This is a genomic window from Microcystis viridis FACHB-1342 (genome assembly GCF_014698335.1).
Taxonomy (GTDB): Bacteria; Cyanobacteriota; Cyanobacteriia; order Cyanobacteriales; family Microcystaceae; genus Microcystis; species Microcystis ichthyoblabe_A.
This window is the reverse complement of the sequence record NZ_JACJSV010000007.1, coordinates 79,937-96,192: the sequence shown is the minus strand read 5'-3', so window position 1 is coordinate 96,192 and position 16,256 is coordinate 79,937. Positions and strand designations below refer to the sequence as shown.

The following is a 16,256-nucleotide window of genomic DNA, read 5'->3' as shown; positions in this document are numbered from 1 at the left end:
CGAACTCGGTTGTGAAACTTCACCGTGGCCAAGATACTTGTCGGGTTGCCGACCGGGACAATAGCTCGATGCCAGGATTATTCTTTCCTACCCCTCAATCCGACAAGATTGGGGGGTTTGGTTTTTAGGAAAAATCAGAGGATTTTAAATCTAAACCGCGCTCAAATATTGTATCTATGGCTAACATTTCTCCGTCGCTAGTCATAAATTTATGATCTTTGGTTGCTTGGATAGTTTGGCCATTTTCTAGGGTATATTCAAAGACTTCTTGTAAACCTCGCTCGTGCCATTGAGAGATTGGTTGACTATAAACAAAACCATTTTGGTCAACAGTATAAACAGTGCAGTTAATTTCTTCGCTCACAATTTTAGCAATTGGTAATAATCCGTATTCCTCAGTTAAAATTAACGTCTCACCTCCTAGACAATATTCGGCAAAATTTACCATCTGTTCAAAGAGATTTTCAGCGATTCTTTTTTCCACACCATTTTTAGCAGCACCATCGATAAACATCTCCCTTTGTTTCTGCATTTCGGAGGCTTTTTTCTTACCCATTGCCCGACGCAATAGATCCGCTTCTCCTAGGGAATAACCGGCTAAATCCTGCGCCATTTTCATAATCTGTTCTTGATAGACTAAAACTGCGTAGGTTTCCTTAAGAATTGGTTCCAATAAAGGATGATCATAACGAATGGGTTCTCTACCGTGTTTTCTGCCAATAAAGAGAGGAATTAATCCCGCATCTAAAGGTCCGGGGCGATAGAGTGCTAAGATTGAAGATATGTCCTCAATACCCGATGGTTTTAACTCTTTAACTATCTGTTTCATCCCCGATGATTCTAACTGGAAAATACCTTCTAAATCCCCTTCTTCTAGTAATCCGTGGGTTTTGAGAATATCGGGAGGTAGTTTTTTATGTTCCCCTTTAGCCCGAATTTGCAGGGCTTTTCTTTCATCTAAAGGCAATTGATCCAGATCAATTTCTATGCCCTGATTTTGTTTAATTAAATCGGCGGTTTTTTTCAAAGTAGTTAAATTTCTTAACCCTAAAAAGTCCATTTTTAACAATCCCAATGATTCTAAATCCTCCATGAAATATTGGGTAATTACCGCCCCATCATTATTTTTCTGGAGGGGAACCACTTCATCTAAAGGTTGGGAAGAAATGACGACTCCCGCGGCATGAACTCCGAAGGTTTTGTTAGTACCTTCGATACGAATTGCCATATCTAACCAATGACGCACATGGGGTTCCGTATCGTATCTTTCTTTAAATGCCGGTTCGGGAGTTTCATCGGAAATCATCACTTTTAAAGGTGTGGGTTTACCGCGAGAAACGGGAATCATTTTCGCCATTTTATCCGATTCGGCGTAGGGAATATCTAACACCCGCGCCACATCTTTTAAGACAGCTTTTGATGTCATGCGGTTAAAAGTAATGATTTGAGCAACATTAGCCTCCCCGTATTTCTCCGTAACGTATTGGATCATTTCATCCCGTCTCTCGATACAGAAATCCGTATCAATATCAGGCATAGATTTCCGTTCAGGATTGAGAAAACGCTCAAATAATAACCCGTGATGAACGGGATCAATATTGGTTATTTTTAAAGAATATGCTACCAAAGAACCCGCCGCAGAACCGCGTCCTGGACCGACGGGAATATCATGATCTCTAGCATATTTTATATAGTCCCAAACGACGAGAAAATAGGTAGAAAATCCCATTTTCTGTAGCATTTTTAATTCGTATTCAAGTCTTTCTTTGTAAACAGGTTCAATTTCGTGACGAGAAGGACATTTTAATCTTTCTAGTAATCCTAACCAAGCAATTTCTTCTACATAACTATCAGCAGTATGTCCGGCAGGAACTGGATAGTTAGGTAGTCTTGGTTCATTAAATATGTTATAAGGTTCGACTTTTTCTGCTACTTCTAAGGTGTTATTAATCGCTTCTTCAATCACATCTTCTGGCAGATGATCACGGAAAAGTAAACGCATTTCATCAGCAGATTTTAAGTATTCTGTTCCGCTATAACGGAGGCGTTTATCTTCAGTAATTAACTTGGCAGTTTGAATACAAAGTAAGGCATCGTGTGCCTCTACATCGTAACAGGAAATAAAGTGAGAATCGTTAGTAGCAACTACTTTAATTCCTAATTCTTTAGCAATTTTAACTATTTCTACATTGACAATCCGATCTTCTTTAGAACCGTGGTCTTGAATTTCTAAATAAAAATCATCACCAAAAAGTTTTTTATACCATTTAGCAGTTTCCTTAGCCAATTTTCTATTATTAGCTAAAATTGCTTGGGGAATCTCTCCACCCAAGCAAGCACTGGTAACTATTAATCCTTCGTGATATTGTTGGAGTAACTCTTTATTGATACAAGGACGAGCAAAAATGCCTTTACCTTGAATACCTTTCAGATTAGAAATAGTAGTTAATTTAACCAGATTTTTATAGCCTTGCGTGTTTTTGGCTAAAACAACTTGATGATATTTTCGGTGGCGAAGATTGACTTCAATATCGCCATTAACTACATACATTTCGTTGCCAATAATTGGTTTTATTCCCTTATTACGGCAGGTTTTAATTAATTCGATCGCACCATACATGACTCCATGATCGGTTAAAGCGATCGCTGGTTGTCCTAATTCGATCGCTCGATCAATTAGTGCCGGTAATTGGGAAGCACCATCAAGTAAGCTATAATCACTGTGAATATGTAAACCGACAAAAGACATAATTTTTCAGGAAAAAGTAACAAGTAAAAAGCAAAAAAACTAGAATTTACTGACTTTTAATTTTCAGCAATCACAGTCTATTTTTAGGGTTGATTGAGAATCCTATAGGGGAAAGAACTTTCTTCTAAATTAAACCATTGTTCTCGCAGTTTCTGGTTATCATTGCTGCCAACAACAGTATCAACAAATTTTTTCCATTCGGGATCGTTTTTGGGTAAAATACAGCCATAAAGTTCGGTGGTAATCGGTTGACGGGGTAGTAGCACAAATTGTCGCGGATCCTGTCCTTGTTTAACGAGTTCCCCCAGTAGAAGAATTCCATCACTAACCACTGCTTTAACTTCTCCCCTTTGTAATTTTGCCACTGCCTCACTTCGATCGCTGACAGCTTGCCAATTAGCCAGAGGATAGATATAACGAATAATACTATCGGTGGTGGTATGGGGAATATAGGCGATCGCAACTGCCGCTAAAGTGTTATTAATATCTATTTTATCAACATTTTCCCTTTTAGTTAAAAATTGCGCTCCCGTCATAAAATAGGGAATAGAAAAATTAACCTTTGCTAGTCTTTCTTCCGTGATTGTTGCCGCATTACAGGATAAATCTACTTGTCCCTGTTCCACTTGCTGAAAACGATTGTTAGTCGTCGCTTCTGTAAAGGTTATTGTAATCGGTTTACCTAATTCTTGTGCTAATCGACGTTGGACTAAGCGCATTAATTCCACTCCGTAACCTGTCCATTGTCCCGTTTTCTCATCGATATAACTAAAGGGAACAGCATCTTTTCTGGCTGCCGCTTTTAATTCTCCCGTGCGAGCAATTCTTTGTAAAACTGTTTCTGCCAAGGCTGATAAATGTAGATTATTTATCAGTAAAAGACCTAGAAAAATCAACCAAAAGTTTTTAGACATATCAAGAAAGCAAGAAGGAGATAGGGAGAAAAAAGCTAACAACCGACGCACGATTAGCAAATGCTGCTATATTTTAACTAGAGCTTGCTGAATAAATCTAAAAACCTTGTTGGATAAGACTTTTAGACCTTTTTAAAATCCAAAAGTGCCTCGTCTGGGAGTGATCAGGGGGAAAATCCCTGGACTTTTTCCCTGAAAATTAGGTAATTGAGCAGATGAAAATCGGTAAAACCCTACACCCCACACCCTACACCCCACACGCTACCCCCACCGAAAAACTTTTTGCCGCAAACCCTAACTACGATCCTCAAATAATCCACTCAAACGTTCTACTTCTGTTTGTGCTGTGTACATAGGAGTTCCGGCCAGAATTCCGGTAACATTGCGGAAAGGTTGACCAATGTGCATACCTTGATGATCGATCGAAAACTCACGAATATCCTTATCGTGCATAGAACCGCGCATTTTTAAAACAGTGATACCGCGGCGCATTTCTCCATACATTTCCACATAACGCAGCAGAATAATTGAATCGGTAATTGTAGAAATATGCGCTTCCGTAATCGAGGAACCTCCTAATAAAGTGGGAGTGGTGGAAGTAAATAATCCTCCCACCTCTTTTTGCTTAATAAAAGAAGTCAAACCGATAATAAATTCCCGAAATCCTTTCAGATTAGAAACCCTTTCTAAAGCAGATAAACTATCTACTGCCACTCGATTAGGTTGAAACTCCTCGATAATTTCCTTCATCATAATTAAATGATTTTCTAAACCCGTAGTTTCGGGATAACGGCAGACTACCTTTAATTTACCTTCCTTTTCCATGCGGTCATAATCCACCCCCCAACCGGTAGCATTTCTAAATAACTGTTCGCGACTTTCCTCGAAGGCAAAAATTAAACATCTTTCCCCATTGGTTACTCCCCCAGCCATAAATTCTGTCACCATCAGGGTTTTTCCTGTTCCTGTGGCTCCCGAAACCAAAATAACCGAATCGCGGAAGAAACCACCCCCACACATTCTATCGAGTTCCAGACTGCCGGAAGTAATACGAATATTAGAGGATTTTTGTTCTAATTCAATGGCTGATAAAGGAATAATCACGGCCCCTTTGTTGGGAATAATTGTAAAAGGAAATTCTCCTTTTTGGTGATCGGTTCCCCGATATTTTAAAATTTCGATCGTCCTTCTTCTTTTCTCATCGGTTAAAACGTTGCGTAAAATCACCACATTATCGGCCACAAACTCCTCCACCCCATAACGACTGATTTCGCCGTATTCTTGGGTTCTTTCTGCGGTCATAATCGCTGTTACTTCCAATTCTCGCAAAGCGGTTGCCAGACGAAAAAGATCACTTCTCACTTGAGCGCTGTCACTTAAATGGCTAAAAATTGCGCCTAAAGAATCCATAGACACCCGTTTGGCTTTATTTTTGCGGATAGCAAACTCAATGCGAGCGATTAATGCGCCTAGGTCGTATTCTCCTGTCACCATCGGCTTTTCTTCTGGTTGGGGGGAAGCATCGACAAAGGCCCATTGGCGATTTTCCTCCCACTGCCGGATATTCCAACCAAAACCACCCATATTTTTTCTTAGTGCTTGGGGTGGCTCCTCGAAGGTGACAAAAACGCCATTTTCTCCATTTTTGATGCCTTCTGCGAGAAATTGACAGGCAAAAACCGTTTTAGCACTTCCTGCCGTCCCCGCTATCAAAGTTGCTCGTCCTTTCGGTAATCCCCCTTCCGAAAGAAAATCAAAGCCGGGGATTCCTGTTTCTAACTTCTCAATCAACTCTAGGGGATTATTTTGCGTCATTTAAGTTCTCTATGAAAACGAGCCAATGTTTATTGTACCTATTTCAGTGACCGGCGATACCAGAAATTTATCCCTAGTTGGGGTGTATCAAGAAAATTCAGTGAGCGTTGTTAACTTTTATGACAATATCGACTAGATTATCCACATTATCTGCTGAGAATTTCTCGAATATAAATGATCAATAAATAATCCCAAGAGCTTATTTTTCAAGAAAATATTAAGTAGGCTGTGTTAGCGCAGTAAGGTAGTTAGGGTTATATCCCCGCACAAAATTTACCCAAAACAGGAATAGAAATAAAAATCATCTCATCTAATAAAAACAAGATTACTGCTGTTACTATCGTCCTAATTGCCCAATTTAATCTAATTGCTTTTTGCTCTCTAATTTTAGAGATTATAACTAAAGTTTCTGTTTGTAAATATTGTATTAAAGCCGTTAGATAGTCTTCTTCCTCTGCTTGGTTCCATTCCTCAGCAAGCAATTGTTCTGGTAGGATAATTTCACCACCCACTACTGGGGATAGACCCCATAATCCTAAGCCAATAGTAATAATTGTGAATAAATAAGCCAAAAATTTCAAAAGATAGCAGCTAAGACAAGGATAAATAGACTGGTTACATTCAAGGGAAACTATATAAGCAGGTAAATCTTTGCCAAAATTAACCAAAACACCGCTAATAGTCAGAATCAAAGTAAGTTTTGTATTTAGTTGATTAATACTATCCTTGACAACTTTGATAGAGTTTAAGGTATAATCATAGGTAAGCCGAATATTTGTCATACTTATTTGCTCTACTATGGAACATACAACCGATAATAATCAAAATCAGCAAAAAACCGACAATCAACAAGAAAAAACAGCAACAGGGAAGAAACCCGTGCTGAAGATTGATCCTAAGAGAACTATACCCTACATACAGGAAGGAATCAAACCGAAAAATAGATAAATTCTGTTTATTTCAGGGTTCCTTGAGATGCGCCATCATTTGACGCATCTCAAGGAAAAATCAAGTAAATTTCTCTAACTATAAAGGAACTTGAGTAATCCAATCTTGATACTTTGGTTCCTGATTAAGAACGATAGAACTTAACTTTTCTTTTAACTGATAAGTAATCGGTTTAGCCGCAGGTAAAGAAAAAGTTTCAATCCTTTTAATCGGAGTAATTTTCGCCGCAGTGCCACTTAAAAACACCTCATCAGCGATAAATAACTCCGTCTTATCTACGGGTCTTTCAATAACCGGAATACCCAAATCCCGCGCAATAGTTAAAACACTATCTCTAGTAATACCCTCTAGGATATCTTGGTCAAAACTAGGAGTAATTAGCTGACCATTTCTGATGATAAAAATATTCATTCCCGTCGCTTCACAGACTTTACCCTGAGAATTCATTAAAATTGCCTCATCAAACCCCGATTCTACCGCTTCCGTTTTTGCTAAAGCAGAAGTGATATAAGCGGCGCTAATTTTACCTCGCAACGGGAAACTTCTATCCTCTTGACGATACCAAGAACTAATCCGACAGTTAACCCCATCGGCTGCTAAATAATCATCCATTTCTAGACCATAGACTAGAAAATCCTTCTCGATACCATGCAATCGCGGAGCAATTCCCAACCCTGAACTATAGACAAGGGGACGAATATAAAAAGGTCGATGACACTGATTCTTTTTCACAAAATCGATAATTATTTCATAGATTTTATCAGCAGAAATCTCGTAATTAAGAAACTTAGCACTTTGACTTAAACGCTGACAATGACGTTCTAATCTAAATAATAATATCTGTCCCGGATTGTTAGGGTCGGGAGTACCTCGTAAACCCCCAAAAGCGGCAGTTCCGTAGTGTAGTGCGTGGGTAGCAACGGATAATTTGGCCTCAGTAAAAGGGATAAATTTATTCTCAAAATAGGCGAGAGGAAGGAAAGGAATTTCGGCGGTAATAGACATTTTTTTGTTGATTTAACCAAGAATTAAACGGGATTTACCCATGCGGAAAAATTTTGTTTCTGGCTATTAGAAGGATTTTCTACCCTGATAATTTCATAGCGAATCGTCTGCGGGGTGGCCAGTGGAACAGCAAGGGTTCGCAATTCATCGAGATGAAAGACTGTTATCTGAATAATATCACCTGCGCGGTAGTCTTTTAATCTTTCGTTTAACTGTTCCGCCGTCACCCGCAATCCATCGATAGCCAATAATTCATCATCAGCATTAATTCCCGCTTTTTGGCAAGGGGAACCCATCTCGACAAATTTAATTATTTCTTTACCCGCTTCACTCTGTACCCGCATTCCCAGATAAGGTATCGTCTCCCCATTGTCAACACCCCGCAGATAGAGTCCAAAAGGTTCAAGATATTGATTAAAGGGTAATTCTGCCAAACCGTCGATATAACGCTGGTAGAAGTCGCTTAAATCCACTCCCGCAGCCGATTCGAGAATTGCCTGCAATTCCCCATCGGTATAACCAATCTCCTCTTTACCGAAATGTTGCCACATCGAGCGTAAAACATCATCGAGGGAACGACGGTTATCGGTGTGGGTGCGAATTAGTAAATCGAGAAGCAGCGACAATAATTCCCCCTTGAGATAGTAGGAAATTTGACTATTATCGCTATTGCTATCCCGTCGATAGAGTTTTATCCAAGCATCGAAACTCGATTCGCCTAGAGGTTGGACAAGACGACCGGGTATATTGAGATAACGGGTGATTTCTTTGCTTAAAAGCTCTAAAAAAGTCTTACTATCGTATATTCCCGCCCGTAGAGGGATTACTATATCATAATAACTGGTGGTTCCTTCGGCAAACCAGAGGGAAGAAGTATAATTTTCTGCGTCATAATCGAAGCTTTCTAAAGCTTTTGGGCGAATACGCTTGATATTCCAGAGATGAAAGAACTCATGGGCGACTAATTGCAGAAAACGATTATATTTATCCTTATCTCGCAATCCCAAACGCGCATAGTTAAGGGTACAGGAATTTTTATGTTCTAGTCCCCCGTAACCAGCCGCCGAAAGATGTAGCAAAAAGAGATAATTATCATAGGGGAGTCCACCGAACATAGCCGACTCGGTTTGAATAATTTTAGTCGTATCAGCGATAATTTGACTAGGATTGGCGTTTCCCCGTCCCCAGATAGCTAATTGATGGGGTTTTCCCTCGACGACAAAATCGTATAACTGATGAATCCCCACCTCCACAGGACTGTCCACCAGGGTATCAAAATCGGGAACGTGAAAGGTGTTTTTCTGTCCGGGTAAAGATTTTAAGGCAGTGGTAACGCGCCAATCGCCATGGGGGGGGATAATTGTCAGGGTGAGGGGATGTTTTTGATAATCGGGGATATAGAAAAATAAAGCGGCCCCGTTGAAGTAACCGTGAGTATCATCGAGATGGTTGGTTCTGACGGTTAAATCGTGGGCAAAAACGCGATATTTGACCGTTATTTCGGAACTGTCACCATTGTCAATCTGCCAGTGATTTTTGGCAACTTTGCGACTGTTGAGGTTAACAGCTTGAAAATCTTGAACTAAACGGGAGTATTCCCGCACTAGATAGGAACCGGGAGTCCAAACCGGCATTTTTAGGTTTAAAATCGGAGCTTGCCAACCGGTAATCTGTAGAGTGACTTCAAAGAGGTGCGAAGTCGGTTCCGACATAGCCACTTGATAGCTGAGACTTAAACGAGTTGAGGAGATGGTAGTGGGGGAAATAAGACTGGTCATCGGCATTAAACGGCTTTTAAGTTATTATAGCGGCAGGCTTTCGGCTAATTTACCCGGTTTCGCCGCCAAAAATCCGATGGTTTTCCAAGATTTGGCCGAGCAGTTTTGGAACTGTAACCCCCGCAAATCCTGCGGTTTTTTTTGCCGATTCAGCGTCTTTCTGCCGGGGGTGCAGGAGGAGCCACATCGGGGGGAGAAGTTACCTCTAGGGGAACCGAACGAGTTTCGGGAGCCGCCACATTGACGGGAACGGTAATCGGTTCGGCTGCTGCGGGGGCCGTATTTTGAGGACGAGGAGCGGCGGCGCTGGTAGGAGCGACTCTAGTACGCCGACGACTAGAACGGCGTTGGCCCGGTTCGCTAGTATTAGAACGAACGATAGTTTGCACACGACTTACCCGAACCCGTCGCCGTCTGCGGATAGGTCTTTCGGTGGGGGAACCCTCATCGCTGCTGGCTAAACGATTGTTAGTAGTTTGGGTAAAGTAGGTACGTCGGGGTTTAATGGGTTCTGCTTTTAATGTCACCGGACGTTTGCCTAAATTCGGTTCTGGGAAACCTTGATAGGGAATATCCTTAATTGCTTCTAACATAAATTGTCGCCACATCCAAGCGGACATGGTACTGGCTCCATTGGTGGGTTTATTATTGTCATTACCGAGCCAAATTCCCGTGACTAATTGGGGAATATAACCGACAAACCAAAGGTCGCGAGCTTTATCAGAAGTACCAGTTTTTCCCGCCACCGGACGACCAATTTGTGCTGGGGTTCCCGTTCCCGAATTAACCACATTCTGTAGCATCCAAGTCATCGTCGCTGCCGTGTTTTTATTCAGAGCAGTTTTCGGTTTAAAATTGGCTTGATAAATTACTTTACCATTGCGATCGAGTACCTGATTAATACCGTAAACTGGTTGATGCACACCATTATTAGCAAAAGTCCCGTAGGCGCTGGTCAATTCTAAAAGATTGACTTCCGAAGCACCCAAAGCCAAAGAATAAGTGGGTAAAAGTTTCGACTGGATCCCCATATCTTGAGCTAATTTAATCACCGGATTCCAACCGACGGCCACTAACACCTGAACTGCCACCACATTCAGGGAAGAAGTCAAAGCATCGCGCATGGACACCGCGCGGCCGCTATACCTATCACCGTAGTTTTCCGGTTTATAACCATCCACTACATACTGAGCATCTTTATAACTAGAATAGGGGGATTTCCCCGCCGCAATCGCCGCCGCATAGACAAAAGGTTTAAAAGTAGATCCCGGCTGACGTTTTGCCTGTGTCACCCGATTGAATTGATTCTTATCGTGGTCAATTCCTCCGACCATAGCCTTAATTTGCCCATTTTTGGGGTCAATTGCCACTAAAGCCGCCTGTTGGAAGTTCTGCCACTGGCCATAACGAGAAACCGCTCTTTCTACCACTTCCTCTGCTTCGCTTTGCCAACGAGGATTAAGGGTAGTTTTTACCACCAATCCCCCCGCTTCTAGGGTTTTAGCGGGAACCAGTTGCGGCAGTTCTTTTTCCACATAATCGGTAAAATAGGCCGCTTGCCGTTGCAGACGTTTTAGGGGACTGGTTTTAAGGCCTAGGGGAGATGCGATCGCTTGTTCGGCTTGAGCAGCAGTAATAAATCCCACCTCGGCCATAGTTTTGAGGACGATATTACGCCGTTCTAGGGCAGATTTAGGGTTTTCGAGGGGAGAATAGAGACTAGGAGCGGGAACAATGCCGGCAAGGGTGGCAGCTTCGGCTAGGGTTAATTTATCGACGGGTTTACTGAAATATAACCAAGCGGCATCGGCAAGACCGTAGGCCCCGGAACCGAGATAAACTAGGTGAAAATAACGCTCTAAAATCTGGTCTTTTGTATATTTATCTTCTATTTTCTGAGCGATACGCATTTCGCGTAATTTGCGATCAAAGCTCCTTTCTTGGGATAAAAAGACAATCCGGGCCAATTGTTGGGTGATGGTGCTGCCTCCTTCCACCACTCCCCCGGCTCTCAGGTTAGAAAAGAGAGCGCGAGCAATACCCTGACCATCCACTCCCCCGTGTTCGCGAAAACGACGGTCTTCACTAGCGATAAAGGCCTCCTGTACCAGTGGGGGAACTTGAGCAATTTTCACGGTTTCGTAGGTGCTAGGGCCATTTTGCTTGAGGATTTCCCCATTAGCGGCTTCAATTGTCAAGGTGCCAGGACGAGCATAGGTTTGTATATCAGCGATGTTTTGCGGTAGAGAGCTTTCAAGGCGATAAATGCCCCAACCTACCCCCAAAAGTCCCCCAGTCACCCCTAATCCTACTCCCAAGTACAAGCCAAAGCGGGGATGTTGTCGCCATTGCGGTAAGGGAGAATTGTTGATCAGGGTAGTAAATTTGTTCTTTAAGGGTTTTAACGTCTCTATAGCCTTGCTACTGGTTCGGGAGACTAAATTAACCTTTTTTTCTTCGGAAGCGGCTTCTACTGGCTTTTCCCCAGCAACTGGCGCAGATTTGGAGTCGATAGGATCGACTTTAGGGGGTTGCTTGGAATTTCCTAATTTATTAGCAAGATTATGAAAAAATTGACTAAGTTTTTGTTTGTATTTCATGTTAGTTGAGCGGGTGAGGGAAGTGGGGAAGTGGGGTGTGGGGTGTGGGGTGTGGGGTGTGGGGTGTGGGGAGAATAAATAAAAATAATCTCCTGTCTCCTATCTCCTGTCTCCTATCTCCTGTCTCCTATCTCCTATCTCTTTAAAGATCGCTAAATTGTCGCCACCATTGCTGGAGAGGGTAATAGAGGAGGGGAGTCCAGAGACTACTAAGCAGAGCAGAAGTGAGGCCAATGCGTTGATAATCGATCCAAAGATCGGCGAGATTTTTGCCTCCTTGTAGATAGTATTGAAAAGCGATCGCACCATCAGCGATTAAAGTCATCACAAAGACAATTAAGACCACGGCGATCAATTCTTCTTTAACATAACGTTGTCGGTGTAAACGGGAAGTGAGGAAACCGATCAGACCAAAAACCATGATATGGGAAGGATAATTAGAGGTTAAACTATCTTGAATAGCGCCGATCGCTAATCCGGCCACCACACTATCGAGACAAGAGCGATTGAGACTCCAACTAACCAACCAAATCAGTAACCAATTGGGAGCGATGCCTAAAATCTCCATTCCGGGTAGCCGCATTAAGGAAAGAAAGGTACAGAGAAGCAACGAAGCGATAGTGACTAAAATATTCAGTATAAAACGAGAACGGGCTGATAAACGGCTTAATTTCAGCATAATTACCCTTCTCACTGCTGGGGTTGCGGGTGAACGAACACCCATTCGAGATTGTCCACGGTGGCGGTAAATTCAATTTTGGCGGTGGGGGCGGGATTTTCCTGTAAATTAAGGGAAATTATACGACCGATGGGCAACCCCGGCGAAAAAAGACTACTAAAAGCCGAAGTTGTCACCACATCTCCCGGTTTGACATCGGGAGCTTTTTCAAAAAAGCGCAGGGTGGCGACTTGGGAATTCTGACCTTGAATTAAACCCATGGCCCGACTACGATTCACCGTTGCTCCGATGCGACTTTGGGAATTACTGACCAATAGAACTTTGCTGGTGTGGGGGGTAACTTCCGTAATCCGTCCCACTAAACCACCAATTCCCGTCACCGAAGCACCCACTGGCACACCATCGGTGCTACCCCGACCGATAATCACCTGTTGCCACCAATCATCGGCGCTGCGGCCAATAATTGGAGCAGAAATCAGGGGTTTTTTCTGGGTTTGATAATAACCAAGCTGTTTTTTTAATTGTTGATTTTGATATTCGACTTCACTTAAACGATTTTGTAATTCTCGCACCCGTTGATCGGCCAGAAGTTGCTCTTGCAGATTAGTTTCCTCTCCCTGAAAAGGGCGGGTTAATAAACCATACAATTCTAAAATCGCCCCACTTTGATAGGTGCGAATGTACCAAGCTACCCCCAAAGCGGCAGCAAGCAGCAAAAGTCGCCATCTCTGCTGTGTCCATTTTCGTCGTGCTGAATACATGAGCGATTAAAAACCTCTTGACTGTGTAGAGTGAGAATCCGTGTCTTTTGCCGCTAACCGATCCTAGTGACCTTTAGACATTGCGAGTTGTTTCATTAACGATCCGCTCAAAGAGTTTCTGATTTTTTAACACTTCTCCCGTGCCTTTGACCACACAGCGCAGGGGATCTTCAGCGACATGGGTAACGATACCGGTTTCGTGACTGACTAGGCGATCGAGTCCCCGTAATAAAGCACCTCCTCCCGCTAACATGATCCCGCGATCGATAATATCGGCAGCTAATTCGGGGGGAGTTTTTTCTAGGGTACGTTTGATCGCATCAACGATCACGGAAAGTGGCTCATCCATACTTTCCCGTACTTCTTCCGCTTTGATGGTCACGGTGCGGGGTAAACCGGACATGAGATGCAATCCCCGCACTTCCAGAGGAGGAAATTCATCTCCGGGGGAGGGATAAGCTGAACCAAGGCGAATTTTAATATCTTCGGCTGTACGTTCCCCGATAATCAGGTTATGGACTTTTTTTAGATAGGCGATAATTGAGTCCGTCAGTTCATCCCCGGCGACGCGCACCGATTCGCTGATCACGGTCCCATCAAGACTGAGAATCGCCACTTCTGTCGTGCCACCACCGATATCGATGATCATATTTCCCGTCGCTTCCGAGACGGGTAAACCGGCACCCAAGGCCGCCGCAACGGGTTCATCAATTAACCCCACTTCTCGGGAGCCGGCATTTTTGGCCGCATCCACCACCGCGCGTCTTTCTACTCCAGTAATCCCACTAGGAACACCGATTACCATGCGGGGATTGCCAATCGTGCCATCGAGCGCTCGTTTGATAAATTCCGCTAACATGATCTCGCAACTGTAAAAATCGGCGATTACCCCATCGCGCAGGGGTCGCAGAGCGGTGACATGGCCCGGAGTGCGACCGAGCATTTTTTTTGCCTCCTCCCCGACAGCGACCGGGTTACGATCTTGATCGATCGCTACTACCGATGGTTCCTCTAAAACGATACCTTTCCCTGATACATAGACGAGGGTGTTTGCTGTACCCAAGTCTATACCTATGTCCCTTGATAAGCCTAGACGTCTAAAAAAACCCGCCACTTGTTTTCACTCCTGTTCTGATCAATAAAACGTTGCTATAGCTAGACTTTCGATCGAATCGACTTGGATTTTATTAGGTTTTGTTTCTCAAGTCTAGTTAATTATCGCTTCTTTCTCTCCAGATTTACCCAGGTCTTTGGCCTAATTTTCTCCCTAGCCACCGGTCAAGGCTAAGGTTTCAGGCTAAAATGAACATACTATTGTACTAAATTGAGGATTTAAGACCATGAGTGTAAATCTGGTTCATTTGGTGGGACGAGCGGGGAGAGACCCAGAAACCAAGTATTTCGAGTCGGGTAAGGTTTTATGTACTTTAACTTTAGCGGTTAATCGTCGCTCGAAAAATAGCGATCAGCCAGATTGGTTCGATCTGGAAATTTGGGGTAAAACGGCGGAAGTGGCCGCTAATTATGTGAAAAAAGGCGGTTTAATCGGGATTAAGGGTTCTTTAAAAATGGATACCTGGAATGATAAAAACACGGGATTAGCTCGTTCTAAACCGGTGATTCTCGTCGATCAATTAGATTTACTTGGTTCTAAACGCGATAGTGAGGCTAATTCCGAGCGAGAATTTTAAAGCTTAAGCGGCATTATTTCTGGATTTTGGGTGTGTTAGCCTCTAGTACACACCCTTATTTAGGGTTTGCGGCAAAAAGTTTTTCGTGGGGGTAGGGTGTGGGGTGTGGGGTGTAGGGTGTAGGGTTTTACCCATTTTCAGGTGGTAAATTACCTAATTTTCAGGGAAAAAGTCCCTGAATTTTCCCCCCAATCACTCCCATGGTCGGCACTTTTTGAGGGAAAAAAAGTCTAAAAACCTTGTTGGATAAGGTTTTTAGATTTATTCAGCAAACCCTATTTATTCTCAAATTGACTAAAAAAATATTGCTGTAAATCTGGTAAAATTTCTCTATAAATAGCTGTATTTATCTCTATATCCGAGCCAAGAATAGAATTAAAAGGGATAATTTCTACCAAGGAATTACTATAGGCGATCGCCTGTAAAGTCCCGACAAATTCCGGGGTCCAGAGATTTTCTTGCAGGGAAATATTTTGTTTTTTTAACCAGCCGATCAAAGCCGAGCGCCCGATTCCGGGTAAAATATCAGCAGTCAGCAGGGGACTGTACCAGCAATTATCTTTCCATCCCCATAAATTACCCGTGCTAGTTTCTAACCAATTCCCCAATCGATCGACTAATATCGCCTCTTTTGCCCCTTTTTTTTGAGCAGTTTGTGACGCTAACCAAGGAGTTAAATAATTACCAGTTTTATGCTCTCCTAAAACGCGTTGCCAAGCGGGATTATCCACTACCCACCCAATAATTCCCCGCTCTTGTCTAAGGTTTAAATCTTCGGGTAAAAATCTGCCTTTAATCCACTCCCTACCATCGGGAAAAATTGTGATTCTCAGGACAGGATAGAATAGGGATAATTTTTCGGCTCCTTGGCGAATTCGCTGCCAATCGGGATCAGACCATTGGAAAACTTGTAAACTAGAGTGCAGACGTTGGAGATGTTCTTGCCAATGGGTTAGGGGATGATCTAAGCTTTGTTGATAGATACGCAGGGTAGTAAAGAGTGTGGCTCCATAAAGCAGCCCAATATCATCAATACCCAGACTGATTCGCTCATTCTCGATTAATTCGCCATTATACCAATACATAATCAGTTATCAGTTATCAGTTATCAGTTATCAGTTATCAGTTATCAGATTTGAGTTTTAAGGATCTTCTAGAGTAGTTATGATATTTTAGCAGAAAATAATGGTTCTTCGTTACTTGGTATGGTTCGATCAGGGGGCAGAAATCGGCTAAATCCTTATCTGGCAAGGGACTTAATTGATTAGCTCGTTCTAGATTGAAAACAATTGGCAAAAATCGCAGCCATGTCTTTC

Annotated in this window: 13 protein-coding genes; 2 read left to right on the top strand and 11 right to left on the bottom strand. The window is 42.7% G+C overall.

Translation table 11 applies throughout. The annotated features are described in order from the left end of the window. Positions 1 to 124: 124 nt before the first annotated feature. From H6G40_RS04500 to H6G40_RS04485, 4 genes are all read right to left on the bottom strand, one after another. Entirely contained in the window at positions 125 to 2,749 is a 2,625-nt protein-coding gene (locus H6G40_RS04500) for a trans-splicing intein-formed DNA polymerase III subunit alpha N-terminal partner DnaE-N (protein ID WP_002734765.1), read from the bottom strand. An 83-nt stretch (positions 2,750 to 2,832) separates the two neighbouring features. Then, the gene (locus H6G40_RS04495) at positions 2,833 to 3,663 is read right to left on the bottom strand and encodes an amino acid ABC transporter substrate-binding protein (protein ID WP_069474440.1); all 831 of its coding nucleotides are present in this window, start codon (positions 3,661 to 3,663) and stop codon (positions 2,833 to 2,835) included. A 294-nt stretch (positions 3,664 to 3,957) separates the two neighbouring features. After that, complete coding sequence (kaiC, locus tag H6G40_RS04490; RefSeq protein WP_002797104.1) at positions 3,958 to 5,478, bottom strand: circadian clock protein KaiC; 1,521 nt, start codon at positions 5,476 to 5,478, stop codon at positions 3,958 to 3,960. A gap of 254 nt (positions 5,479 to 5,732) precedes the next feature. Next, positions 5,733 to 6,260, bottom strand: a complete 528-nt coding sequence (locus tag H6G40_RS04485) for a Pycsar system effector family protein (RefSeq protein WP_002761637.1) — start codon at positions 6,258 to 6,260, stop codon at positions 5,733 to 5,735. A 16-nt stretch (positions 6,261 to 6,276) separates the two neighbouring features. Here H6G40_RS04485 and H6G40_RS04480 point away from each other — a divergent pair, with 16 nt between their 5' ends. After that, positions 6,277 to 6,426, top strand: coding sequence for a hypothetical protein (locus H6G40_RS04480; protein WP_002761639.1), 150 nt, complete (start codon positions 6,277 to 6,279; stop codon positions 6,424 to 6,426). A gap of 78 nt (positions 6,427 to 6,504) precedes the next feature. On the opposite strand, the gene H6G40_RS04475 is transcribed toward H6G40_RS04480, so the two are convergent. The 6 genes from H6G40_RS04475 to H6G40_RS04450 form a co-directional block, all read right to left on the bottom strand. Continuing rightward, positions 6,505 to 7,431, bottom strand: coding sequence for a branched-chain amino acid transaminase (locus tag H6G40_RS04475; RefSeq protein WP_123230935.1), 927 nt, complete (start codon positions 7,429 to 7,431; stop codon positions 6,505 to 6,507). Between the two features lie 23 nt (positions 7,432 to 7,454). Then, entirely contained in the window at positions 7,455 to 9,215 is a 1,761-nt protein-coding gene (locus H6G40_RS04470; RefSeq protein WP_123230934.1) for a M61 family metallopeptidase, read from the bottom strand. Positions 9,216 to 9,358: 143 nt separating this feature from the next. Further along, the gene (locus tag H6G40_RS04465) at positions 9,359 to 11,809 is read right to left on the bottom strand and encodes a transglycosylase domain-containing protein (protein WP_069474390.1); all 2,451 of its coding nucleotides are present in this window, start codon (positions 11,807 to 11,809) and stop codon (positions 9,359 to 9,361) included. A gap of 142 nt (positions 11,810 to 11,951) precedes the next feature. Beyond that, on the bottom strand, positions 11,952 to 12,533 hold the full coding sequence (gene mreD / locus H6G40_RS04460) for a rod shape-determining protein MreD (RefSeq protein WP_069474391.1): 582 nt from the start codon (positions 12,531 to 12,533) through the stop codon (positions 11,952 to 11,954). After that, positions 12,500 to 13,249, bottom strand: a complete 750-nt coding sequence (mreC, locus tag H6G40_RS04455) for a rod shape-determining protein MreC (protein ID WP_042790425.1) — start codon at positions 13,247 to 13,249, stop codon at positions 12,500 to 12,502. Before mreC ends, mreD begins: the two co-directional genes overlap by 34 nt. Positions 13,250 to 13,322: 73 nt before the next feature. Next, positions 13,323 to 14,363 carry a rod shape-determining protein gene (locus H6G40_RS04450; RefSeq protein WP_002793400.1) on the bottom strand — a complete coding sequence of 347 codons (1,041 nt, stop codon included), beginning with the start codon at positions 14,361 to 14,363 and terminating at the stop codon, positions 13,323 to 13,325. 226 nt (positions 14,364 to 14,589) lie between these two features. On the opposite strand from H6G40_RS04450, the gene H6G40_RS04445 reads away from it, so the two are divergent. Then, a complete protein-coding gene (locus H6G40_RS04445; protein ID WP_002731888.1) occupies positions 14,590 to 14,940 on the top strand; it encodes a single-stranded DNA-binding protein in 351 nt (116 codons plus the stop codon). Positions 14,941 to 15,215: 275 nt separating this feature from the next. Here the strand turns inward: H6G40_RS04445 and H6G40_RS04440 are convergent, their stop codons facing one another. Next, positions 15,216 to 16,025, bottom strand: a complete 810-nt coding sequence (locus H6G40_RS04440; RefSeq protein WP_002733552.1) for an aminotransferase class IV — start codon at positions 16,023 to 16,025, stop codon at positions 15,216 to 15,218. Between the last annotated feature and the right edge of the window lie 231 nt (positions 16,026 to 16,256).

Bases quoted from the DNA above. Each gene is read 5' to 3' on its own strand.
- H6G40_RS04480 (WP_002761639.1), top strand. From the start codon at position 6,277: ATGGAACATACAACCGATAATAATCAAAATCAGCAAAAAACCGACAAT.
- H6G40_RS04445 (WP_002731888.1), top strand. From the start codon at position 14,590: ATGAGTGTAAATCTGGTTCATTTGGTGGGACGAGCGGGGAGAGACCCA.
- H6G40_RS04475 (WP_123230935.1), bottom strand. From the start codon at position 7,431: ATGTCTATTACCGCCGAAATTCCTTTCCTTCCTCTCGCCTATTTTGAG.
- mreD (WP_069474391.1), bottom strand. From the start codon at position 12,533: ATGGGTGTTCGTTCACCCGCAACCCCAGCAGTGAGAAGGGTAATTATG.
- mreC (WP_042790425.1), bottom strand. From the start codon at position 13,249: ATGTATTCAGCACGACGAAAATGGACACAGCAGAGATGGCGACTTTTG.
- H6G40_RS04495 (WP_069474440.1), bottom strand. From the start codon at position 3,663: ATGTCTAAAAACTTTTGGTTGATTTTTCTAGGTCTTTTACTGATAAAT.
- H6G40_RS04485 (WP_002761637.1), bottom strand. From the start codon at position 6,260: ATGACAAATATTCGGCTTACCTATGATTATACCTTAAACTCTATCAAA.
- H6G40_RS04440 (WP_002733552.1), bottom strand. From the start codon at position 16,025: ATGTATTGGTATAATGGCGAATTAATCGAGAATGAGCGAATCAGTCTG.
- kaiC (WP_002797104.1), bottom strand. From the start codon at position 5,478: ATGACGCAAAATAATCCCCTAGAGTTGATTGAGAAGTTAGAAACAGGA.
- H6G40_RS04500 (WP_002734765.1), bottom strand. From the start codon at position 2,749: ATGTCTTTTGTCGGTTTACATATTCACAGTGATTATAGCTTACTTGAT.
- H6G40_RS04470 (WP_123230934.1), bottom strand. From the start codon at position 9,215: ATGCCGATGACCAGTCTTATTTCCCCCACTACCATCTCCTCAACTCGT.
- H6G40_RS04465 (WP_069474390.1), bottom strand. From the start codon at position 11,809: ATGAAATACAAACAAAAACTTAGTCAATTTTTTCATAATCTTGCTAAT.